At 40.6% G+C, this 24,134-nt stretch carries 17 protein-coding genes, 1 tRNA gene and 5 pseudogenes; all 23 read left to right on the top strand.

From position 1 onward, the window contains the following. Positions 1–869: pseudogene (locus HMPREF0851_RS07600) on the top strand (phosphotransferase). After that, positions 859–1,689, top strand: coding sequence for a DMT family transporter (locus tag HMPREF0851_RS07595; RefSeq protein WP_025169850.1), 831 nt, complete (start codon positions 859–861; stop codon positions 1,687–1,689). Before HMPREF0851_RS07600 ends, HMPREF0851_RS07595 begins: the two are co-directional and overlap by 11 nt. Continuing rightward, positions 1,670–2,155 (top strand): annotated as a pseudogene (locus tag HMPREF0851_RS07590) (CTP--phosphocholine cytidylyltransferase); the annotation flags it as partial. The gene HMPREF0851_RS07595 and the pseudogene HMPREF0851_RS07590, both read left to right, overlap by 20 nt. Positions 2,156–2,242: 87 nt before the next feature. Next, positions 2,243–3,091, top strand: coding sequence for a DNA-processing protein DprA (gene dprA, locus HMPREF0851_RS07585; protein ID WP_000705313.1), 849 nt, complete (start codon positions 2,243–2,245; stop codon positions 3,089–3,091). A gap of 117 nt (positions 3,092–3,208) precedes the next feature. Further along, positions 3,209–5,296 carry a type I DNA topoisomerase gene (gene topA, locus HMPREF0851_RS07580; RefSeq protein ID WP_000179662.1) on the top strand — a complete coding sequence of 696 codons (2,088 nt, stop codon included), beginning with the start codon at positions 3,209–3,211 and terminating at the stop codon, positions 5,294–5,296. Positions 5,297–5,554: 258 nt separating this feature from the next. Next, a complete protein-coding gene (locus HMPREF0851_RS07575; RefSeq protein WP_001223805.1) occupies positions 5,555–5,914 on the top strand; it encodes a YbaN family protein in 360 nt (119 codons plus the stop codon). Positions 5,915–6,004: 90 nt separating this feature from the next. Then, positions 6,005–6,637 (top strand): copper homeostasis protein CutC, encoded by a 633-nt coding sequence (locus HMPREF0851_RS07570; RefSeq protein ID WP_000638816.1) that lies wholly within the window; start codon positions 6,005–6,007, stop codon positions 6,635–6,637. 43 nt (positions 6,638–6,680) lie between these two features. After that, positions 6,681–7,337 carry an MmcQ/YjbR family DNA-binding protein gene (locus HMPREF0851_RS07565; RefSeq protein ID WP_000461593.1) on the top strand — a complete coding sequence of 219 codons (657 nt, stop codon included), beginning with the start codon at positions 6,681–6,683 and terminating at the stop codon, positions 7,335–7,337. A gap of 303 nt (positions 7,338–7,640) precedes the next feature. Next, a complete protein-coding gene (locus HMPREF0851_RS07560) occupies positions 7,641–9,203 on the top strand; it encodes a 2-isopropylmalate synthase (RefSeq protein ID WP_001261089.1) in 1,563 nt (520 codons plus the stop codon). 11 nt (positions 9,204–9,214) lie between these two features. Beyond that, complete coding sequence (leuB, locus tag HMPREF0851_RS07555) at positions 9,215–10,252, top strand: 3-isopropylmalate dehydrogenase (RefSeq protein ID WP_000162516.1); 1,038 nt, start codon at positions 9,215–9,217, stop codon at positions 10,250–10,252. Then, the gene (locus HMPREF0851_RS07550; protein ID WP_000762446.1) at positions 10,249–10,518 is read left to right on the top strand and encodes a DUF1294 domain-containing protein; all 270 of its coding nucleotides are present in this window, start codon (positions 10,249–10,251) and stop codon (positions 10,516–10,518) included. Before leuB ends, HMPREF0851_RS07550 begins: the two co-directional genes overlap by 4 nt. Before the next feature lie 3 nt (positions 10,519–10,521). Further along, positions 10,522–11,904 carry a 3-isopropylmalate dehydratase large subunit gene (gene leuC / locus HMPREF0851_RS07545; RefSeq protein ID WP_000907562.1) on the top strand — a complete coding sequence of 461 codons (1,383 nt, stop codon included), beginning with the start codon at positions 10,522–10,524 and terminating at the stop codon, positions 11,902–11,904. Between the two features lie 9 nt (positions 11,905–11,913). Continuing rightward, positions 11,914–12,507, top strand: a complete 594-nt coding sequence (gene leuD / locus HMPREF0851_RS07540) for a 3-isopropylmalate dehydratase small subunit (RefSeq protein ID WP_000410631.1) — start codon at positions 11,914–11,916, stop codon at positions 12,505–12,507. 25 nt (positions 12,508–12,532) lie between these two features. Beyond that, positions 12,533–13,312, top strand: a complete 780-nt coding sequence (locus HMPREF0851_RS07535; RefSeq protein WP_000160498.1) for an L-threonylcarbamoyladenylate synthase — start codon at positions 12,533–12,535, stop codon at positions 13,310–13,312. 151 nt (positions 13,313–13,463) lie between these two features. After that, positions 13,464–14,655, top strand: a pseudogene (locus HMPREF0851_RS16770) (AAA family ATPase); the annotation flags it as partial. A 65-nt stretch (positions 14,656–14,720) separates the two neighbouring features. Then, a pseudogene (locus HMPREF0851_RS16765) lies at positions 14,721–15,374 on the top strand (AAA family ATPase); the annotation flags it as partial. After that, positions 15,358–16,675: pseudogene (locus HMPREF0851_RS07525) on the top strand (McrC family protein). The pseudogenes HMPREF0851_RS16765 and HMPREF0851_RS07525, both read left to right, overlap by 17 nt. 174 nt (positions 16,676–16,849) lie before the next feature. After that, the gene (locus HMPREF0851_RS07520; RefSeq protein ID WP_000931143.1) at positions 16,850–17,836 is read left to right on the top strand and encodes a GMP reductase; all 987 of its coding nucleotides are present in this window, start codon (positions 16,850–16,852) and stop codon (positions 17,834–17,836) included. A 66-nt stretch (positions 17,837–17,902) separates the two neighbouring features. Next, positions 17,903–17,974: transfer RNA gene (locus tag HMPREF0851_RS07515), tRNA-Arg, on the top strand. 321 nt (positions 17,975–18,295) lie between these two features. Next, positions 18,296–18,994 carry a ribonuclease III gene (gene rnc, locus HMPREF0851_RS07510; protein ID WP_000661491.1) on the top strand — a complete coding sequence of 233 codons (699 nt, stop codon included), beginning with the start codon at positions 18,296–18,298 and terminating at the stop codon, positions 18,992–18,994. Further along, positions 18,985–22,524, top strand: a complete 3,540-nt coding sequence (smc, locus tag HMPREF0851_RS07505) for a chromosome segregation protein SMC (protein WP_000280968.1) — start codon at positions 18,985–18,987, stop codon at positions 22,522–22,524. Before rnc ends, smc begins: the two co-directional genes overlap by 10 nt. Further along, complete coding sequence (locus HMPREF0851_RS07500) at positions 22,521–23,315, top strand: Cof-type HAD-IIB family hydrolase (protein WP_000153025.1); 795 nt, start codon at positions 22,521–22,523, stop codon at positions 23,313–23,315. The genes smc and HMPREF0851_RS07500 overlap by 4 nt, the downstream gene beginning before the upstream one ends. Beyond that, the gene (locus tag HMPREF0851_RS07495) at positions 23,315–24,133 is read left to right on the top strand and encodes a Cof-type HAD-IIB family hydrolase (RefSeq protein WP_000763412.1); all 819 of its coding nucleotides are present in this window, start codon (positions 23,315–23,317) and stop codon (positions 24,131–24,133) included. Before HMPREF0851_RS07500 ends, HMPREF0851_RS07495 begins: the two co-directional genes overlap by 1 nt. The last annotated feature ends 1 nt before the right edge of the window (position 24,134 follow it).

The raw sequence follows: 24,134 nt of genomic DNA, 5'->3' as shown, positions 1-24,134 counted from the left end.
GTGGAGAAAATCATTAAAGAAAAAATTTCTTCTCTACTTAGTGAAGAAGAGGAAGTCCTCAGTGTTGAACAACTGGGGGAATGACCAATCAAAACTATTTGGCCAAAACAACAAATAAGCAATACATTGTTAAATTCTTTGGTAAAGGGACAGAAAAGCTGATCAATCGTCAAGATGAAAAGTACAATCTTGAACTACTAAAGGATTTAGACTTAGATGTAAAAAATTATCTTTTTGATATTGAAGCTGGTATCAAAGTAAATGAGTATATCGAATCTGCGATTACGCTTGATTCAACGTCAATCAAGACCAAATTTGATAAAATTGCTCCAATATTACAAACTATTCATGCTTCTGGCAAGGAATTAAGAGGAGAATTTGCTCCTTTTGAAGAAATCAAAAAATATGAATCTTTGATTGAAGAAAAAATTCCTTATTCCAACTATGAAGCCGTTCGAGAAGCAGTCTTCTCCTTAGAGAAAAGACTGGCTGATTTAGGTGTTGACAGAAAATCTTGTCATATCGATTTGGTGCCTGAAAACTTTATCGAATCACCTCAAGGACGACTTTATTTGATTGATTGGGAATATTCATCAATGAATGATCCAATGTGGGATTTGGCAGCCCTCTTTTTAGAGTCCGAATTTACTCGTCAAGAGGAAGAAGACTTCTTGTCTCACTATGAGAGTGAGCAAACACCTGTCTCTCGTGAAAAGATTGCCATTTATAAAATTTTACAAGATGCTATTTGGAGTCTATGGACAGTCTACAAAGAAGAGCAAGGTGCAGATTTTGGTGACTATGGTGTGAGTCGTTACCAAAGAGCTGTTAAAGGTTTGTCATATTATGGAGGTTCTGATGAAAAATAAAAATGGAGTTTCTTTTGGTCTACTCTCAGGTATTTTCTGGGGTTTAGGTCTAACGATTAGTGCTTATATCTTTTCGATTTTTACAGATTTGTCGCCCTTTGTGGTGGCCGCTGCTCACGATTTCTTGAGTATCTTTATCTTACTAGCTTTTCTCTTAGTAAAAGAAGGAAAAGTTCGTCTCTCAATTTTCTTAAATATTCGCAATGTTAGTGTGATCATCGGAGCCTTGCTAGCTGGTCCTATCGGAATGCAGGCCAATCTTTATGCGGTTAAGTATATCGGAAGTTCCTTAGCTTCATCGGTATCCGCTATCTATCCTGCGATTTCAGTTTTATTGGCTTTCTTCTTTTTGAAGCACAAGATTTCAAAAAATACTGTGTTTGGGATTGTCTTGATTATTGGAGGGATTATTGCTCAAACTTATAAGGTTGAACAGGTTAACTCTTTCTACATTGGGATTCTTTGTGCTTTGGTTTGTGCTATTGCATGGGGAAGTGAGAGTGTCCTTAGCTCCTTTGCCATGGAAAGTGAATTGAGTGAAATCGAAGCCCTCTTAATCCGTCAAGTGACTTCATTCTTGTCCTATCTTGTGATTGTGCTCTTCTCTCATCAGTCATTTGCAGAAGTGGCCAATGGACAATTGCTAGGTCTTATGATTGTCTTTGCAGCCTTTGATATGATTTCCTACTTGGCTTATTATATCGCTATCAATCGCTTGCAACCAGCCAAGGCTACAGGCTTGAACGTGAGTTATGTAGTTTGGACTGTCTTGTTTGCAGTTGTTTTCTTGGGTGCACCACCTTCGTCTCGTTTTCAATGATAAATACGCTGACTATAATAACTTTTACTCTCTCTATCTCGTAAAAGAAGAATTGGCTAACAGCTATGTTATTGATGCCGATAATTATCTCTTTAAAAATATGTTCCGCAATGATTTGACACGTTCGACTTATTTTAGTGTCTATCGTGAAGATTGTACCAACGAATGGTTCTTGGTCTATGGAGATGACTACAAGGTTCAAGACATAACTGTTGATAGCAAGGCTGGTCGCATCCTTAGTGGTGTATCTTTCTGGGATGCTCCAACTGCGGAAAAAATTGTTAGCTTTATTGACAAGGCTTATGCAAGTGGTGAATTTGTTGATCTCTACTGGGACAATATGGTTAAGGACAATATCAAAGAGCTAGATGTCTATGTCGAAGAATTAGAAGGCAATAGCATCTATGAGATCGATAGTGTCCAAGACTACCATAAATTGGAAGAAATTCTTAAAAACGAAAATTAAAGATTCCAACATCTGGCTGAAATAGTCGGATGTTTTTTTGATTTTTTACGAATAGATAGATGAGTAGAAAAAGAAATGGAGTTATTGATGAAAATCACAAACTATGAAATCTATAAGTTGAAAAAATCAGGTTTGACCAATCAACAGATTTTGAAAGTCCTAGAATACGGTGAAAATGTTGATCAGGAGCTTTTGTTGGGTGATATTGCAGATATATCAGGTTGCCGAAATCCAGCCGTTTTTATGGAACGTTATTTTCAGATAGACGATACGCATTTGGAGAAGGAGTTTAAAAAGTTTCCATCTTTCTTTATTTTAGACGACTGCTACCCTTGGGATTTGAGTGAAATATATGATGCACCTGTGCTTTTATTTTACAAGGGAAATCTTGATCTCTTGAAATTTCCTAAGGTAGCGGTCGTGGGCAGTCGTGCTTGTAGCAAACAGGGAGCTAAGTCAGTTGAAAAAGTCATTCAGGGCTTGGAAAATGAACTGGTTATCGTCAGTGGATTAGCCAAGGGCATTGACACAGCAGCTCATATGGCTGCTCTTCAGAATGGCGGAAAAACCATTGCAGTGATTGGAACAGGGCTGGATGTGTTTTATCCTAAAGCCAATAAACGTTTGCAAGACTACATCGGCAATGATCATCTGGTTCTAAGTGAATACGGACCTGGCGAACAACCTCTGAAATTTCATTTTCCTGCCCGTAATCGCATCATTGCTGGACTTTGCCGTGGTGTGATTGTCGCAGAGGCTAAGATGCGTTCAGGTAGTCTCATTACCTGTGAGAGGGCAATGGAAGAAGGGCGCGATGTCTTTGCTATTCCTGGTAGCATTTTAGATGGATTATCAGATGGTTGCCATCATTTGATCCAAGAAGGAGCAAAATTGGTCACAAGTGGGCAAGATGTGCTTGCAGAATTTGAATTTTAAGACGAAATTTTGCTTAATAGACAAACTTTTCTTCCATATATAGGAGCTAAGTCTTGACAGTTATGCCAAAATGGTTTACACTTTATAAAGTTTATTACTTTGAAAAGGTGTGATACTGTGGCTACGGCAACAAAAAAGAAAAAATCAACAGTTAAAAAAAATCTAGTCATCGTGGAGTCGCCTGCTAAGGCGAAAACGATTGAAAAATATCTAGGCAGAAACTACAAGGTTTTAGCCAGTGTCGGGCATATCCGTGATTTGAAGAAATCCAGTATGTCCGTCGATATTGAAAATAATTATGAACCGCAATACATCAATATCCGAGGGAAAGGTCCTCTCATCAATGACTTGAAAAAAGAAGCTAAAAAAGCTAATAAAGTCTTTCTGGCGAGTGACCCGGACCGTGAAGGAGAAGCGATTTCTTGGCATTTGGCTCATATTCTCAACTTAGATGAGAATGATGCCAACCGTGTGGTCTTCAATGAAATCACCAAGGATGCGGTCAAAAATGCTTTTAAAGAACCTCGTAAGATTGATATGGACTTGGTCGATGCCCAACAGGCTCGTCGTGTCCTAGACCGCTTGGTGGGGTACTCGATTTCGCCTATTTTGTGGAAGAAGGTCAAGAAGGGCTTGTCAGCAGGTCGCGTTCAGTCTATTGCGCTTAAGTTAATCATTGATCGTGAGAATGAAATCAATGCCTTTCAGCCTGAAGAATACTGGACCATTGATTCTATCTTTAAAAAGGGAACCAAACAATTTCAGGCATCCTTCTATGGAGTGGATGGCAAAAAGCTGAAACTGACTAGTAATGATGAGGTAAAGGAAGTCTTGTCTCGTCTGACTGGTAAAGACTTTTCAGTGGATCAGGTGGATAAGAAAGAGCGCAAACGCAATGCTCCTTTACCCTATACCACTTCATCTATGCAGATGGATGCTGCCAATAAAATCAATTTCCGTACTCGAAAGACCATGATGGTTGCCCAACAGTTGTATGAAGGGATTAATATCGGTTCTGGTGTTCAAGGTTTGATTACCTATATGCGTACAGACTCTACTCGTATCAGTCCTGTAGCGCAAAATGAAGCAGCAAGTTTCATTACGGACCGTTTTGGTAGCAAGTATTCTAAGCATGGTAGCAAGGTTAAAAACGCTTCAGGTGCTCAGGATGCCCATGAGGCTATTCGTCCGTCAAGTGTCTTTAATACACCTGAAAGTATTGCTAAGTATCTGAACAAGGATCAGCTCAAGCTTTATACCCTTATATGGAATCGTTTTGTAGCGAGCCAGATGACAGCTGCTGTCTTTGATACCATGGCTGTTAAATTGTCTCAAAATGGGGTTCAATTTGCTGCCAATGGTAGTCAGGTTAAGTTTGATGGTTATCTTGCCATTTATAATGATTCTGATAAAAATAAGATGTTACCAGATATGGCTGTTGGAGATGTGGTTAAGCAGGTGAATAGCAAACCAGAGCAACATTTCACTCAACCGCCTGCTCGCTATTCTGAAGCGACCCTGATCAAGACCTTGGAGGAAAATGGGGTTGGACGTCCATCAACCTATGCTCCAACCATTGAAACTATTCAGAAACGTTATTATGTTCGCCTTACAGCCAAACGCTTTGAACCGACAGAGTTGGGAGAAATTGTTAACAAGCTTATCGTTGAATATTTCCCAGATATCGTAAACGTGACCTTCACAGCTGAAATGGAAGGCAAGCTGGATGATGTCGAAGTCGGAAAAGAGCAGTGGCAACGTGTCATTGATGCCTTTTACAAACCTTTCTCTAAAGAGGTTGCCAAGGCTGAAGAAGAAATGGAAAAAATCCAAATCAAGGATGAACCAGCTGGATTTGACTGTGAAGTGTGTGGCAGTCCAATGGTCATTAAACTTGGTCGTTTTGGTAAGTTCTACGCTTGTAGCAATTTCCCAGATTGTCGCCATACCCAAGCAATTGTGAAAGAGATTGGTGTTGAGTGTCCAAGTTGTCATCAAGGACAAATCATTGAACGTAAAACAAAACGTAACCGCCTCTTCTATGGTTGTAATCGCTATCCAGAATGTGAATTTACCTCTTGGGACAAGCCTGTTGGTCGTGACTGTCCAAAATGTGGCAACTTCCTCGTGGAGAAAAAAGTCCGTGGTGGTGGCAAGCAGGTTGTTTGTAGCAAGGGTGATTACGAAGAAGAAAAGATTAAATAAGAAGAGAGTCCTGAAAGTGAATTTCAGGCTCTTTTTGAGTAAGTGCTTGACAAAATTCACCATTGTATGCGAAACTAGAAGAAGATTATTTTATACTCAATGAAAATCAAAGAGCAAACTAGGAAACTAACCGCAGGTTGCTCAAAGCACTGCTTTGAGGTTGCAGATAAGACCGACGAAGTCAGGAACCATACCTACGTCAAGGCGACGTTGACGCGGTTTGAAGAGATTTTCGAAGAGTATTAACTAGGAGAAGTTATGCGTATTGTTTATCTAATTATTGGTTTTTTATCGCTGGCCTTGGCTATTGTTGGGGTTGTCTTGCCCTTGTTGCCTACAACTCCCTTTCTTTTGCTGTCTATTGCTTGTTTTTCCAGAAGTTCCAAGCGTTTCGAAGACTGGCTTTATCATACCAAGCTCTATCAAGCATATGTAGCTGATTTTCGTGAGACTAAGTCTATTGCGCGTGAACGTAAGAAAAAAATTATCGTATCTATCTACATTTTGATGGGAATTTCTATTTATTTTGCCCCTCTTTTACTAGTCAAAATCGGTCTAGGAGCCTTGACCATCTTTATCACCTATTATCTCTTTAAGGTCATTCCAGACAAAGAATAAAAAATAGTATCTGTTTCCCTTGATAAAATTGAAAGCATATTCACAATAATATGATATAATAAATTTAAAGTAATCTTCAAGGAGAATCAAATGATTTACGAATTTTGTGCTGAAAATGTGACCTTGCTTGAAAAAGCGATGCAGGCTGGAGCTCGTCGAATCGAACTCTGTGACAATCTTGCAGTTGGAGGAACAACCCCCAGCTATGGAGTGACCAAGGCAGCAGTTGAATTGGCAACTAACCACGATACGACCATCATGACCATGATTCGTCCACGTGGTGGCGACTTTGTCTATAATGACCTCGAAATTGCCATTATGCTAGAAGACATTCGTTTGACTGCTCAGGCTGGAAGTCAAGGGGTTGTATTTGGTGCTTTAACTGCTGATAAGAAGTTGGATAAGCCTAATCTTGAGAAGTTGATAGCTGCGTCAAAAGGAATGGAAATTGTCTTTCATATGGCCTTTGATGAATTGAGCGAAGAAGACCAGTTAGAAGCTATTGACTGGCTTAGTCAAGCTGGAGTCACTCGTATCCTAACTCGTGCTGGTGTATCTGGTGACTCCTTAGAAAAACGTTTTGCCCACTATCACAGAATTTTGGAGCACGCCAAAGGTAAGATTGAAATTCTACCAGGTGGAGGGATTGACTTGGACAACCGTCAAACCTTTATTGACCAGCTAGGTGTAACACAATTGCACGGAACCAAGGTTGTCTTTTAAAAAATAGAAAGGAACTGCTAGCTTTGGGTAGCAGTTTTCACTTATGTTTGAAATTTTTAAATCCTATCAATTTAATCAAGAAAAGGCTCGTGCTTATGGTTTTGTAGAAAATAGTGGAGTCTGGATCTATAGTTGCCAGATTTTGCAGAGTGACTTTGTCATGGCTGTGTCCGTAGTTGATGGAAACTTGAGCTTTCAAGTCTTTGATAAGGAAACAGGTGACCTCTATCCTCACGTTCATATGGAAAGCATCAGAGGAAGTTTTGTCGGAAATGTCCGTGAGGCTTGTCTGGAGATTCTTTACCAAATTCGGAAGGCTTGTTTTGAGGTACAGGATTTTATCTGTCCTCAGACTAAGCGTATCATGGCTCAGATTCAGGAAAAGTATGGTAATCAGTTGGAGTATCTGTGGGAAAAATCACCTGATACGGCAGTGTTAAGACATGAAGGCAATCAAAAGTGGTATGCCGTTTTGATGAAAATCTTTTGGGATAAGTTGGAAAAGGGCAGAGAAGGACAGGTGGAAGCAGTCAACCTCAAGCATGACCAAGTTGCGGACCTGCTTTCAAAAAAGGGAATTTATCCAGCCTTTCATATGAACAAACGCTACTGGATTAGTGTGCCCCTTGATGATACTTTGTCAGATGAAATGGTACTGGAATTGATAGAAAAAAGTTGGAACTTAACCTCTAAAAAATGAAATATTTCAAGGATTTTCAATTAGCTAAATATTCTATACTGAAGAAATTTTCAGAAAATATTTGATTTTTTCTTGACAAGTGCTTTTGCCTATGCTAAAATACTAAACAAGATATCAAACGAAGGAGAAAGTCAAACATGAAAACAGCTAAGTTTAATCAATTTGCTTTGTTGTTGAGGTACTCGGGCTAGTGCAAAAAGCATTAGTCCTGTTTGGCTTACCAAGCGGGAGTAAATCAACATCTCGCTTGGACTTCTAAGCGAGATGTTTTTTTAAAACCATATTTGGAAAAGGGGAAATCTTATGAGAACAGTTGAATTTCTAGATACCAGCCTTCGGGATGGAGAACAGACACCTGGTGTTAATTTTTCAATCAAGGAAAAAATTGCCATTGCAAGACAGCTTGAGAAATGGGGTATTTCAGCCATTGAAGCTGGTTTTCCAGCTGCGAGTCCTGATTCATTCACAGCAGTTCAGGAGATCGCCAAGGTCTTGAAAAAAACAGCGGTGACTGGTTTGGCACGCTCTGTCAAGTCTGATATTGATGCTTGTTACGAAGCCCTCAAGGATGCCAAATATCCACAGGTTCACGTCTTTATCGCTACCAGTCCGATACACCGAAAGTATAAGCTCAATAAGAGTAAGAAAGAGATTTTAGAAGCTATTAAGGAGCATGTTTCCTATGCCCGTTCTAAGTTTGAGATTGTCGAATTCTCTCCTGAGGATGCAACCAGAACAGAGTTGGATTTCCTCTTGCAAGTTGTTCAAACAGCGGTTGATGCAGGTGCGTCTTATATCAATATCCCTGACACGGTAGGATTTACCACTCCAGAAGAGTACGGCGCTATCTTCAAATACTTGATTGAAAATGTCAAGACGGATCGTCAGATTATCTATTCGCCTCACTGTCATGATGACCTCGGAATGGCAGTAGCTAATAGCCTTGCTGCTGTCAAGAATGGTGCAGGACGTGTTGAAGGGACTATCAACGGTATTGGTGAGAGAGCTGGAAATGCTGCTTTGGAAGAAATTGCAGTGGGGCTCAATATTCGCCAAGATTATTATCAAGCAGAAACTAGTATTGTTTTAAATGAAACCATCAATACATCAGAAATGGTTTCTCGCTTTTCAGGAATTCCAGTTCCTAAAAACAAGGCAGTGGTTGGTGGCAATGCCTTCTCTCACGAATCTGGTATTCACCAAGACGGAGTCCTTAAAAATCCTCTTACTTATGAGATTATCACCCCTGAATTAGTTGGTGTCAAGAGTAACAGTCTTCCGCTTGGAAAATTGTCTGGTCGCCATGCCTTTGTTGAAAAACTAAGAGAATTGGCCCTAGATTTTACAGAAGAGGACATCAAACCACTCTTCGCTAAGTTCAAGGCTCTGGCAGATAAGAAACAAGAAATCACAGATGCAGATATTCGTGCGCTGGTAGCTGGAACCATGGTTGAAAATCCAGAAGGCTTCCATTTTGATGATTTACAACTGCAAACTCATGCAGATAATGACATTGAAGCAATCGTAAGTCTAGCCAATATGGATGGTGAAAAAGTCGAATTTAATGCGACAGGGCAAGGTTCTGTTGAAGCTATTTTTAATGCTATCGACAAATTCTTCAATCAGTCCGTTCGCTTGGTGTCTTACACTATTGACGCTGTGACGGATGGAATTGATGCCCAAGCTCGGGTTTTGGTCACTGTTGAAAATAGAGATACAGAAACCATCTTTAATGCAGCAGGTCTGGATTTCGATGTGTTGAAGGCTTCTGCTATTGCCTATATCAATGCCAATACCTTTGTTCAAAAAGAGAATGCTGGTGAGATGGGACGCAGTGTTTCCTATCGTGACATGCCAAGTGTGTAAAGGAGGACGCTATGACAAAGAAAATAGTTGCTCTAGCAGGGGACGGAATTGGCCCAGAAATCATGGAGGCTGGTTTAGAGATTCTGGAAGCTCTAGCTGAAAAAACAGGCTTTGTCTATGAAATAGACAGACGACCTTTTGGAGGTGCAGGTATTGATGCTGCAGGGCATCCCTTACCTGATGAAACCCTCAAGGTATGTCGTGAAGCAGATGCCATTCTTCTAGCGGCTATCGGTAGTCCTCAGTATGATGGAGCAGCGGTTCGGCCTGAACAAGGCTTGCTGGCTCTCCGCAAGGAACTCAATCTTTACGCTAATATTCGCCCTGTAAAAATCTTTGACAGTCTCAAGCATTTGTCACCACTCAAACCTGAACGAATTGCTGGTGTAGACTTTGTTGTGGTGCGTGAGTTGACAGGAGGTATCTACTTTGGGGACCATATCCTTGAAGAGCGAAAAGCGCGTGATATCAACGACTATAGCTATGAGGAAATGGAGCGGATTATTCGTAAAGCCTTTGAAATCGCAAGAAGTCGGAGAAAAATGCTTACCAGTATCGATAAGCAAAACGTATTGGCAACATCAAAACTCTGGCGCAGAGTAGCTGAGGAAGTCGCACAGGATTTCCCAGATGTAACCTTGGAGCACCAGCTGGTAGATTCAGCTGCCATGCTCATGATTACCAATCCTGCTAAATTCGATGTCATCGTGACGGAAAATCTTTTTGGAGATATTCTATCTGATGAATCAAGCGTTCTATCAGGCACACTTGGAGTTATGCCATCAGCCAGTCATTCTGAAAATGGACCAAGTCTCTATGAGCCCATTCACGGTTCAGCTCCTGATATTGCAGGTCAAGGAATTGCCAATCCTATTTCCATGATTTTATCAGTTGCCATGATGTTGAGAGACAGTTTTGGACGTTATGAGGATGCGGAACGTATCGAGCGTGCTGTTGAGGCAAGTTTAGCGGCTGGCATTTTAACAAGAGATATAGGTGGACAGGCTTCGACCAAGGAAATGACGGAAGCTATTATTGCAAGGTTATGAAGTTAGACGAAAAAATTACTCTAGTCCTTTTGATTTGGAATGTCATGGTTTTCTTGATTTATAGTATTGACAAATCCAAGGCGAGGAGAAGAGCTTGGCGCATCCCTGAGAAAATCTTACTTATTTTAGCTTTTACTTGTGGTGGTTTTGGGGCCTGGTTAGCAGGAATCATCTTTCACCACAAGACTCGAAAATGGTATTTTAAAACAGTTTGGTTTCTCGGAATGGTGTCCACACTAGTAGCCTTATATTTTATTTGGAGATAATGGATGGCAGGAAAATCGATTTTTGATAAATTATGGGACCGTCATGTCATCACAGGAGAAGAGGGGCAGCCCCAACTCATGTATGTGGATCAGCACTATATTCATGAAGTGACCAGTCCTCAGGCTTTTCAAGGATTACGAGATGCAGGACGCAGATTGAGACGACCAGACTTGACATTTGGAACCTTTGACCACAATGTCCCGACAGTCAATATCTACGATATTCGAGATGTGATTTCTAAGGCTCAAATTGATAAGCTGGCTGAAAATGTTGAGGAGTTTGGGATTGAACATGCGGCCCACGGTTCTGAAAAACAGGGGATCGTTCACATGGTGGGTCCAGAGACAGGACGAACCCAACCAGGGAAATTTATCGTCTGTGGGGATAGCCATACAGCAACCCACGGGGCTTTCGGAGCGATCGCTTTTGGAATTGGGACCAGTGAGGTCGAACATGTCTTTGCGACCCAGACCCTCTGGCAGGTTAAACCCAAGAAAATGCTGGTGGAATTCACTGGTGTTCCCCAAAAAGGAGTTTATTCTAAGGATTTCATTTTAGCCTTGATTGCCAAGTACGGCGTTGCTTGTGGTGTTGGCTACGTGGTGGAATATCGTGGACAGGCAATTGATGCACTGAGCATGGAAGAGCGAATGACCATTTGCAATATGTCCATCGAGTTTGGATCCAAGATGGGAATCATGAACCCAGATCAGACGACTTATGACTATCTCAAGGGACGAGAATGTGTTCCAGAGGACTTTGAAGAGGCTGTGGCGGATTGGAAAACAATTGTCAGTGATGATAATGCTGTTTACGATAAGGTTATCCAGATGGATGTCTCAGACTTGGCTCCTATGGTGACCTGGGGAACCAACCCTGCTATGGGGGTTGACTTTGACAGTAGTTTCCCAGAAATTAAGGATATGAATGATGAACGAGCCTACAATTATATGGATTTGGAACCAGGTCAAAAGCCAGCTGATATTGAACTAGGTTATATCTTTATCGGCTCTTGTACAAATGCTCGTCTCAGCGACTTGCAACTGGCTGCGCGATTTGTCAAAGGAAAGAAAATAGCCCCCAATCTAACGGCTATCGTGGTTCCGGGCTCTCGTCCTGTCAAACGAGCTGCGGAGAAGTTGGGTTTGGATAAGGTTTTCATAGATGCTGGCTTTGAGTGGAGAGACCCAGGTTGTTCTATGTGCCTAGGAATGAATCCGGACAAGGTTCCTGATGGTGTCCATTGCGCTTCAACCAGCAACCGCAACTTTGAAGACAGACAGGGCTTTGGTGCTAAGACCCACCTCTGCAGTCCAGCCATGGCAGCAGCAGCAGCTATTGCAGGGCGCTTTGTAGATGTTCGACAAATGCCAGAAGCTCAGTAAGGAGAGGATATGGAGAAATTTACAGTTTATACGGGAACGACTGTTCCTCTCATGAATGATAACATCGATACCGATCAAATTCTACCCAAGCAGTTTCTCAAGTTAATTGATAAAAAAGGCTTTGGTAAGTACCTCATGTATGCTTGGCGTTATTTGGATGACAAGTATACTGAGGATCCAGACTTTGTCTTTAACAGACCTGAATACCGTAAAGCAACTATCCTCATCTCAGGGAATAACTTTGGGGCAGGTTCTTCGAGAGAACACGCAGCTTGGGCTCTAGCAGACTATGGTTTTAAGGTTGTGATTGCAGGGTCTTTCGGTGACATTCATTACAATAATGAACTCAATAATAGCATGTTACCTATTGTTCAGCCCAGAGAGGTTAGAGAGAAACTAGCCCAGCTTAAACCAAGTGACCAGGTAACTGTGGACTTGGAACAACAAAAAATCATCTCACCAGTTGGAGAATTCACTTTCGAAATAGATAGCGAATGGAAACACAAACTCTTAAATGGTTTGGATGATATCGGAATTACCTTGCAGTATGAAGACTTGATTGCTGCCTATGAAAAACAACGACCAGCCTACTGGCAGGATTAGAAAAAATAGAAAAGGAAATAGAACTATGACAAAACACATTCAATGGAACGGAACACTTTCACAAGAAGGCTATGACATTTTAAAAGGTGAGGGCGGTTGTATCGTTTGCCCTACTAAAGTTGGTTACATTATCATGACTAGCGACAAGGCAGGACTTGAGCGCAAGTTCGCAGCTAAAGAACGCAATCGTAACAAACCAGGTGTCGTTCTCTGTGGTAGCATGGATGAGCTCCGTGCTTTAGCACAACTCAACCCAGAAATTGAAGCCTTTTACCAAAAACATTGGGACGAAGATATTCTTCTTGGTTGTATCCTTCCATGGAAACCAGAAGCTTTTGAAAAACTAAAAGCATACGGTGATGGCCGTGAAGAACTGATGACTGACGTTCGTGGTACTAGCTGTTTTGTCATCAAGTTTGGTAAGGCTGGTGAACAATTAGCTGCCAAACTTTGGGAAGAAGGCAAGATGGTCTATGCCTCATCTGCAAACCCATCTGGAAAAGGAAACCGTGGTAAGGTAGAAGGTATCGGAGAACGCATCGAAGGAGCAGTTGACCTTGTCATTGAAGCAGACGACTATGTGGCATCTATCCAGCCCGACAAAACGATTGAAACTCGCTACGAGCAAGGCGTGATGGTGTCTATGGTTGATAAAGACGGCAAACTCATCCCGGAACAAGGAGGAGCACGCTCAACTTCACCAGCTCCAGTAGTTATCCGCAAAGGGCTTGACATTGATAAAATCATGATGCACCTGTCAGATACCTTTAACTCATGGGACTACCGTCAGGGTGAGTATTATTAAGATAAAAAGAAGTCTAGTGTTATGAAGTAATAAAGCTCTCTACACTAGGCTTTTTCTTTAGAAATTCTTTTCTTTTTCTATAGGATATGATATTCTATATATGAAATATATAGTTTTTTATTCGAACATTATTATAAAAGGAGTACGATTTATGCTGAAAAGAAAAGTTAGTTTAGAAGATTTTTATAAATGGTGTAGTCAAAATAAAGAAGAGTTATTAAATAAGGCAACTGCTGGTGAAAAGTTTAATGATAAATTAAAAGAAGAGTTTCTCCAGGAATGGCCTTTGGATAGGATTTTAACAATGTCAATCGATGAATATGTAATAGGAAAGGGACAGCAAAATAAGTCTTTGTGCTACGCTCTTGAGAAAGGAAAATACAAAAATCTATTTCTTGGAATTTCTGGTGGCTCAGCTTCAAAATTTGGTATTTATTGGAATAAAAAAACAAACAAATATAAAGATCAAGCTAATAATGAGATTTCAGAGTTGGATCAGCGATTTTCAAAATTAAAATCAGATTTGTATGAAATTATCAAAGAAGGTATTCGTTTTAACTTTGAAAATCCTATTTTTGATATGAAAAGATCAACAAATGAATTTATTGGTCGTTCTGCTATGGTGACAAAACTACTTTGTATCTATTCTGAGGGAGATCCTTTCTTTGGTGTAAATATTAATAGTCAGAAAGAATTTTGGAACCACTTTGTTTCTCAGACAAATCAAGGTGGACCTTATCTGCAAAATCATAAAATAATTGAACTGGTGTCCAAAACTTATCCTGAGTTGGAGCCATCGAAATTAGGAACTATGCTTTTTGAGTATTCTAAGCTTTTTATGGAAGATAAGGAAGACAATAGTACAATGGATTCATCAAACAATTTTCGTCATCAATTAACTCAATCTCTATTAAAGTCTCCAAACCTTATCCTCCGTGGGGCACCAGGTACGGGAAAAACACGCTTAGCCAAAGATATAGCCAAAGAGTTAACAAATAGTAATAAAGATCAAATCGGCTTTGTACAGTTTCATCCATCTTATGACTATACGGATTTTGTAGAGGGATTGAGACCAGTATCTAATGGAGATGGTACCATTGAGTTTAAACTAGTAGATGGCATCTTTAAGAAGTTTTGTCAGAAAGCTAGAGACGCTAAGAAAACTGGAGGCCAAGATAATTTTGATGAAGCTTGGACTAAACTAACGGATGCTATCAATGAGAAACAGGGACAATATTTGTTTCCTCGTAGTTCAGTCCCAGCTAGTTTAAATAGCCAAGGGAATGTGAAGTTTGATTCTCCTGTTGCCACTAAAGAAAAAGTATATCTTTTATACAAGGGCGAGGAGACTCATCTAAAGTACCAAACTTACCACAAAATTGTTTTGGATCACATGAAAGAAAGTTATGGATTGTGTGATTATGTATCTCCAACAATTGACACAGACAAGAAATTCGTCTTCATCATTGATGAAATCAACCGTGGGGAGATTTCTAAGATTTTTGGGGAACTCTTTTTCTCTATCGACCCTGGTTATCGTGGTGAAAAGGGGAGTGTTTCTACTCAGTATGCTAATTTACATGAGACTGATGAGAAATTGTATATCCCTGAGAATGTCTACATCATCGGAACCATGAATGATATAGACAGATCTGTTGATACCTTTGATTTTGCTATGCGTCGTCGTTTCCGCTTTGTTGAAGTTACGGCTGAAAGTCGACTTCACATTCTAGATGAAGAACTAGGTGAGGATGCAAAAGAAGCTAAAATTCGATTAAGGAACTTGAATGCTGCTATTGAAAATGTTCAGGAATTAAACAGTCATTACCATATCGGGCCAAGTTATTTCCTTAACTTGAAGGATGTAGATTTTGACTATGAATTACTCTGGTTTGATTATCTCAAACCGCTTTTGGAAGATTATGTACGTGGTTCTTATGATGAAGCTGAAACTCTAGAAACATTGAAAAAAGCATTTTATCTGACAAAGAATAAGCAAAAAAATCAGGCAGTAGCTGATGACAATGAAAGCGATGAAAACGATGATGCGTATAACCGATAATCAACACAAGATTGTTAAAGAAGAATTTGTTGAAGGATATCCTAAACTAAGCAATCTTCTTTTAGACAGAACCTTGGAAAGTTTATCCCAAGATGAACGTGTTTTCATTTTTCCAAATGATTTGAAGAATTCTCCTGACTTAGAGAAGGACCAAAAAAATCTTTGAAACAGTTAATCAGAAAATCAAGACTGGAAATGTGATTGGTTTTCTGGGGTGTGGTCAGGAAAGATTAACAATTTCCTCTCGCTTTTCTGATGAGAGTAATGACTATTTTTTGCATTATCTTTTACAAAAGGTTTTTCATATCAATCTCACTAGTTTAGATGTAGCTTTGTCGAGTGAAGATAAGCTCTATCAACTTTTGATGTATCTCTTTCCTAAGTATCTACAAGCTGCTATTAGAAAAGGTCTTTATAAGGAATACCATCGATTTTCTTATAATGACAGTCATGTTAAGGGAGTGATTGATGTAAGAAACCATCTCAAGAAAAATCTTCCTTTCACGGGAAATATTGCCTACACAACGAGAGAGTTCACCTATGATAATCCCCTCATGCAGTTGGCCCGTCACACTATTGAATACATTAAGAACCAGAAAAGCATTGGTCAAGGGGTACTAGATAATCTCTCAACTAGTCGTGAAAACGTAGCTGAAATCGTGCGTGTAACGCCCTCTTATAAACTAGCTGATCGTGCTAAGATTATTCGGGGAAATCAATCTAAACTTTTGCGTCATGCATACTTTCACGAGTACAGAAAGTTACAAGAACTTTGTCTGATGATTCTAAACCAAGAAAAGCACGGTTTAGGGTATCAAGATCAAAAAATCCATGGTATTCTTTTTGATGTTGCCTGGCTTTGGGAAGAGTATGTTCATACTTTATTGCCAAAAGATTTCATCCATCCACGAAATAAAGAAAAACTAGGTGGTATTTCGGTATTTTCTGTTGGGAAACGGAAAGTATATCCAGATTTTTATCAAGAAGAGCTTAAAATAGTATTAGATGCTAAGTATAAAAAACTGGAATTGACTGAAAAAGGAATCAACCGTGAGGACTTATTCCAGCTGATTTCCTATTCTTATATTTTGAAAGCTGAGAAGGCTGGTCTTGTTTTTCCGAGCGAGGACAAGGTTATTGATAATGAGATAGGAAAGCTAGCAGGTTATGGAGCTTTGTTGAAGAAATGGTCTATCCAAATTCCTCAGAACTTTTCATCCTATCGTGAATTTTGTGAAATGATGGAAAACTCCGAAGAAATTTTTAAAAGGAATATTACTAAAGAAGTGGGGAGAAAATAATCTCTCCTCTTTCTTTTGTTTTTGATACAAGTGAAATCCGAACAATATATTTTAATTTGTAAAATTATTTGACAAAAACTGTACTTTAGTTTATAATGAATTAAGGAAACGTCGGAAAAGGCGTAGTGATGCGAGAGCATAGGTAGGTCATTACAAAAGAAACGAGACATTGATATGTTAAATGAATTTCCAATTTTTGATTATGAAGATATTCAATTGATTCCAAATAAATGTGTGATTAAAAGTCGTGCAGAAGCGGATACAAGTGTCACTCTAGGAAATCACATCTTTAAACTACCTGTTGTGCCAGCTAATATGCAGACGATTTTGGATGAAAATGTAGCAGAGCAACTGGCTAAAGGAGGTTACTTCTACATTATGCATCGTTTTGATGAGGCAGGACGCATTCCTTTTATTAAGCGTATGCATGAGCAAGGGCTCATTGCTTCTATCTCTGTTGGTGTTAAGGACTATGAGTATGATTTTGTTAGCCAGCTCAAAGCTGATGCTCCTGAGTACATTACGATTGACATTGCCCATGGTCATGCGGATAGCGTGATTTCTATGATTCAACACATCAAGAAAGAATTGCCAGATACCTTTGTAATTGCTGGAAATGTGGGAACACCAGAAGCTGTGCGTGAATTGGAAAATGCTGGTGCGGATGCTACTAAGGTTGGAATCGGTCCTGGTAAGGTTTGTATCACCAAGGTCAAGACTGGTTTTGGTACAGGTGGTTGGCAGTTGGCTGCTCTACGCTGGTGTGCCAAGGCTGCACGTAAACCGATTATCGCTGATGGAGGAATTCGTACTCACGGAGATATTGCCAAGTCTATCCGCTTCGGTGCTAGCATGGTCATGATTGGTTCCCTCTTTGCAGGACACATCGAAAGTCCAGGGAAAACGATTGAAGTCGATGGTGAACAGTTCAAAGAATACTATGGTTCAGCTTCACAATATCAAAAAGGTGCTTATAAAAACGTCGAAGGCAAACGTATCTTGCTTCCTGCAAAAGGTCATTTGCAAGACACTTTGACTGAGATGGAACAGGACCTTCAAAGTGCTATTTCATACGCAGGTGGACGTCAGGTTGCTGACCTTAAACACGTTGATTATGTTATCGTGAAAAACTCTATTTGGAATGGGGATGCTTCCCACTAAGACGGGCTATTTGGCCAGAAAAAAACTTGTTATTAGAGCAAATTTTTGTTATAATAAAACAAGTTTCCACCCTTAGTGTAATGGATATCACGTAAGATTCCGGTTCTTGAGATGGGGGTTCGATTCCCTCAGGGTGGATGTAAACATCCTAAAAAGCCTTTAATAGGGCTTTTTATTTATCCTGCCTCAAATTTGCCCCTAATACTCAATGAAAATCAAAGAGCAAACTAGGAAGCTAGCCGTAGGCTGCTCAAAGCACTGCTTTGAGGTTGTAGATAAGACTGACAAAGTCAGTCACATATATAATCCAAGGCGAAGCTGATGTGGTTTGAAGAAGTATAAAATTGAAAATCATATTCTATAGAATTCCCAAATCCCCTCCTGTCCCGTTTTAAAGTGACTCAGGGGGCTTTTTTTGATATAATAAAAAGGACTGTTGTCAGTTAGAAAGAGGTTGGTATGAAAGAATTACAAACTGTACTAAAGAACCATTTTGCAATCGAATTTGCAGACAAAAACTTGCTGGAGACTGCCTTTACTCATACGAGTTATGCCAATGAGCACCGCCTCTTAAAAATTTCACACAATGAACGCTTGGAATTTTTAGGAGACGCTGTTCTACAGTTATTGATTTCAGAATATCTGTATAAAAAATATCCTAAAAAACCTGAGGGTGACTTGTCTAAACTCCGTGCCATGATTGTCCGCGAGGAGAGTTTGGCTGGCTTTGCGCGTGATTGCCAGTTTGACCAGTTTATTAAGCTGGGTAAGGGGGAAGAAAAATCTGGTGGTCGCAATCGTGACACCATTCTTGGCGATGCTTTTGAAGCTTTTCTTGGTGCCCTCCTTTTGGATAAGGATGTGGCCAAGGTCAAGAAATTTATCTATCAAGTCATGATTCCTAAGGTTGAAGCAGGCGAGTTTGAGATGATTACAGACTACAAAACCCATCTCCAAGAGTTACTTCAGGTCAATGGGGATGTGGCTATTCGTTATCAGGTGATTTCTGAAACAGGGCCTGCCCACGATAAGGTTTTTGATGTAGAAGTTCTTGTTGAAGGTAAGAGCATTGGTCAAGGTCAAGGTCGTTCTAAGAAATTAGCAGAGCAGGAAGCTGCCAAAAATGCTGTTGAGAAAGGGCTCGATTCATGTATTTAAAGGAAATCGAAATTCAAGGATTCAAGTCTTTTGCTGATAAGACCAAGGTTGTCTTTGACCAAGGTGTGACGGCAGTCGTTGGACCCAATGGATCTGGAAAGTCGAATATTACAGAAAGTCTGCGTTGGGCCTTGGGGGAGTCAAGTGTTAAGAGTCTCCGTGGGGGCAAGATGCCGGATGTCATCTTTGCCGGAACTGAAAGTCGCAAACCGCTCAATTATGCTTCTGTAGTTGTGACTTTGGATAATAATGACGGATTTATCAAGGACGCAGGTCAAGAAATCAGGGTAGAACGCCATATCTATCGTAGTGGAGATAGCGAATACAAGATTGACGGCAAGAAAGTCCGTCTGCGTGATATTCATGATCTTTTCTTGGATACTGGATTGGGACGAGATTCCTTCTCTATTATTTCCCAAGGGAAGGTTGAGGAGATTTTTAATTCTAAGCCTGAGGAACGCCGAGCTATTTTCGAAGAGGCTGCTGGAGTTTTGAAATACAAGACTCGCAGAAAAGAGACTGAGAGTAAACTACAACAAACTCAGGATAATTTAGACCGACTTGAAGACATTATCTACGAATTGGATAATCAAATTAAACCTCTTGAGAAGCAAGCTGAGAATGCCCGTAAGTTTTTAGACTTGGAAGGTCAACGCAAGGCTATTTATTTAGACGTGCTGGTTGCTCAAATCAAGGAAAATAAGGCTGAACTAGAGTCGACAGAAGAAGAGTTGGCACAAGTTCAGGAACTCTTGACGAGCTACTACCAAAAGCGTGAAAAATTAGAAGAAGAAAATCAAACTCTTAAAAAGCAACGCCAAGATTTACAGGCTGAAATGGCCAAAGACCAAGGCAGTTTGATGGATTTGACCAGTCTGATTAGTGATTTAGAGAGAAAATTAGCCTTATCGAAATTAGAATCTGAGCAAGTAGCCCTGAATCAGCAGGAAGCACAAGCCCGTTTGGCTGCTTTGGAGGATAAGAGAAAGGCTCTAAGTCAGGAAAAGGCTGAAAAAGAAAGCTCTTTAGCACTTTTAGAAGAAAATCTAGTCCAAAATAATCAAAAACTCAATCGTTTAGAGGCTGAATTGCTAGCTTTTTCAGATGATCCTGATCAGATGATTGAGCTCTTACGTGAACGCTTTGTGGCCCTTCTACAAGAAGAAGCGGATGTCTCAAATCAACTGACCCGCATCGAGAATGAGTTGGAAAATAGCCGTCAGCTTTCTCAAAAGCAAGCAGATCAACTAGAAAAGCTGAAAGAACAACTGGCTACAGCTAGAGAGAAGGCTAGGCAGGAAAATGCTGAGCTTGAAACAGCCAAGGAGCAAGTTCAGAAATTATTGGCAGATTACCAGGTCTGTGCCAAGGAGCAAGAGGAACAGAAAACTTCCTATCAAACCCAACAAAGTCAACTCTTTGACCGTCTGGATAATCTCAAAAACAAGCAGGCTAGAGCCCAAAGTTTGGAAAATATCCTGAAAAATCATAGTAACTTTTATGCAGGTGTCAAGAGTGTCCTCCAAGAAAAAGACCGCCTTGGTGGAATTATTGGGGCAGTCAGTGAGCATTTGACTTTTGATGTGCATTATCAAACTGCCCTAGAGATTGCGCTTGGAGCAAGTAGCCAGCATATCATCGTAGAAGATGAAGAGTCGGCAACTAAAGCTATTGATTTCCTTAAACGAAACAGATATGGTCGTGCGACCTTCCTTCCTTTGACAACGATCAAGGCCCGTACGATTTCTAGTCAGAACCAAGATACTATCGCTACAAGTCCAGGTTTCCTTGGCATGGCAGATGAGCTGGTTACTTTCGATAATAGGTTGGAAGCTATTTTCAAGAATTTGCTAGCTACGACGGCTATCTTTGATACCGTAGAACATGCGCGTGCAGCAGCTCGTCAGGTTCGTTATCAGGTTCGTATGGTGACTTTGGACGGCACAGAGTTGCGCACAGGTGGTTCCTATGCGGGTGGTGCCAATCGCCAAAATAACAGCATTTTCATCAAGCCAGAGCTGGAGCAATTGCAAAAAGAAATTGCTGAAGAAGAAGCAAGCTTGCGTTCAGAAGAGTCGAGTTTGAAGACCTTGCAAGATGAGATGGCTAGATTGACAGAAAGATTAGAAGCCATCAAATCTCAGGGGGAGCAGGCACGTATTCAGGAGCAAGGCTTGTCCCTCGCTTATCAGCAGACCAGTCAGCAAGTTGAAGAGCTAGAAACTCTTTGGAAACTTCAAGAAGAGGAATTAAATCGTCTTTCTGATGGAGATTGGCAAGCAGATAAGGAAAAATGCCAAGAGCGTCTTGCTACTATTGCCAGTGATAAGCAAAATCTGGAAGCTGAGATTGAAGAGATTAAGTCTAACAAAAATGCCATCCAAGAACGCTATCAAAATTTGCAGGAAGAGGTAGCGCAAGCTCGCCTGCTTAAGACAGAACTGCAAGGGCAAAAACGTTACGAAGTTGCGGATATTGAACGTTTAGGCAAGGAATTGGATAATCTGGATATTGAGCAAGAAGAAATCCAACGCCTTCTTCAAGAAAAGGTTGATAATATTGAGAAGGTTGATACAGAACTGCTCAGTCAACAGGCTGAAGAAGCCAAAAACCAGAAAACAAATCTCCAACAAGGTTTGATTCGCAAGCAGTTTGAGTTGGATGATATTGAAGGTCAGCTGGATGATATTGCTAGTCATTTGGATCAGGCTCGCCAGCAGAATGAGGAGTGGATTCGCAAGCAAACACGTGCTGAAGCCAAGAAAGAAAAGGTCAGCGAGCGCTTGCGCCATCTACAAAGTCAATTAACAGACCAGTATCAGATTAGCTATACAGAAGCTTTAGAAAAGTCTCATGAGTTGGAAAATCTTAATCTGGCAGAGCAAGAGGTTAAAGATTTAGAGAAGGCTATTCGCTCGCTGGGTCCTGTCAACTTTGATGCTATTGAACAGTACGAAGAAGTGCACAATCGTCTGGATTTCCTAAATGGCCAGCGAGATGACATTTTGTCAGCGAAAAATCTGCTCCTAGAAACCATTACAGAGATGAATGATGAGGTCAAGGAACGCTTTAAATCCACCTTTGAAGCTATTCGTGAGTCTTTCAAAGTGACCTTTAAGCAGATGTTTGGCGGAGGTCAGGCGGACCTCATTTTGACTGAGGGAGACCTGCTGACAGCTGGGGTTGAGATTTCTGTTCAACCTCCAGGTAAGAAAATCCAGTCGCTTAACCTTATGAGTGGTGGTGAAAAAGCCTTATCAGCTCTTGCTTTGCTTTTCTCCATTATTCGTGTCAAGACCATTCCGTTTGTTATTTTGGATGAGGTAGAGGCTGCGCTGGATGAAGCCAATGTTAAGCGTTTCGGGGATTACCTCAATCGATTTGACAAGGATAGCCAGTTTATCGTCGTGACCCACCGTAAGGGAACCATGGCAGCGGCTGATTCCATCTATGGAGTGACTATGCAAGAATCAGGTGTTTCAAAAATTGTTTCAGTTAAGTTAAAAGATTTAGAAAGTATTGAAGGATGACAATTAAACTAGTAGCAACGGATATGGACGGAACCTTTCTAGATGGGAATGGGCGCTTTGATATGGACCGCCTCAAGTCTCTCTTGGCTTCCTATAAGGAAAAAGGGATTTACTTTGCGGTGGCTTCGGGGCGCGGATTTCTATCCTTAGAAAAATTATTTGCTGATGTTCGTGATGATATTATTTTTATCGCGGAAAATGGCAGTTTGGTCGAATATCAAGGTCAAGACTTGTATGAAGCGACCATGTCTCGTGACTTTTATCTGGCAACTTTTGAAAAGCTAAAAACTTCACCTTATGTAGATGTCAATAAACTGCTCTTGACGGGTAAGAAGGGTTCTTATGTGCTAGATACGGTTGATGCAACCTATTTGAAAGAGAGCCAGCATTATAATGAAAATATCCAAAAAGTAGCCAGTCTGGAAGATATCACAGATGACATTTTCAAATTTACAACCAACTTCACAGAAGAAACTCTCGAAGCTGGAGAAGCTTGGGTCAATGAACATGTTCCTGGTGTTAAGGCCATGACAACTGGCTTTGAATCCATTGATATTGTTCTGGACTATGTCGATAAGGGTGTGGCCATTGTTGAATTAGCTAAAAAACTTGGTATCACGATGGATCAGGTTATGGCTTTTGGAGACAATCTAAATGACTTGCATATGATGCAGGTTGTGGGACATCCTGTGGCTCCTGAAAATGCACGACCAGAGATTTTAGAATTAGCAGAAACTGTGATTGGTCACCATAAGGACCAGTCGGTTATAGCTTATATGGAGGGTTTATAATGGCAGATATAAAATTGATTGCATTGGACTTGGATGGGACCTTGCTGACTACTGATAAAAAGCTGACGGATCGCACTAAGGCAACCTTGAAAGCTGCGCGTGATCGTGGTATCAAGGTCGTATTGACAACTGGTCGTCCCTTAAAAGCTATGGATTTCTTTCTCCATGAGCTAGGGACTGACGGCCATGAAGATGAGTATACCATTACTTTTAATGGTGGTTTGGTTCAGAAAAATACAGGTGAAATCCTTGATAAAACAGTCTTTTCATACGACGATGTGGCACGCTTGTATGAAGAAACAGAGAAATTATCACTTCCTCTTGACGCTATTTCAGAAGGAACTGTTTATCAAATCCAATCGGACCAAGAAAGTCTTTATGCCAAATTCAATCCAGCATTGACCTTTGTTCCAGTGGATTTTGAAGACTTATCTAGTCAGATGACCTACAATAAGTGCGTGACTGCCTTTGCTCAAGAACCCTTGGATGCAGCTATTCAGAAGATTTCTCCAGAATTGTTTGACCAATATGAAATCTTTAAATCACGTGAAATGTTGCTAGAGTGGTCACCAAAAAATGTTCATAAAGCAACAGGTTTGGCAAAACTAATCAGCCATCTTGGAATCGACCAAAGCCAAGTCATGGCTTGTGGTGACGAGGCCAATGACCTCTCTATGATTGAATGGGCAGGGCTCGGTGTTGCCATGCAAAACGCTGTTCCTGAAGTCAAGGCAGTCGCAAATGTAGTGACGCGAATGACCAACGATGAAGAGGCTGTCGCCTGGGCTATCGAAGAATATGTGCTAAAGGAGAACTAAG

The organism is Streptococcus sp. M334, from assembly GCF_000187745.1.
Lineage (GTDB): Bacteria > Bacillota > Bacilli > Lactobacillales > Streptococcaceae > Streptococcus.
This window is presented reverse-complemented; position numbering and strand designations above follow the sequence as displayed.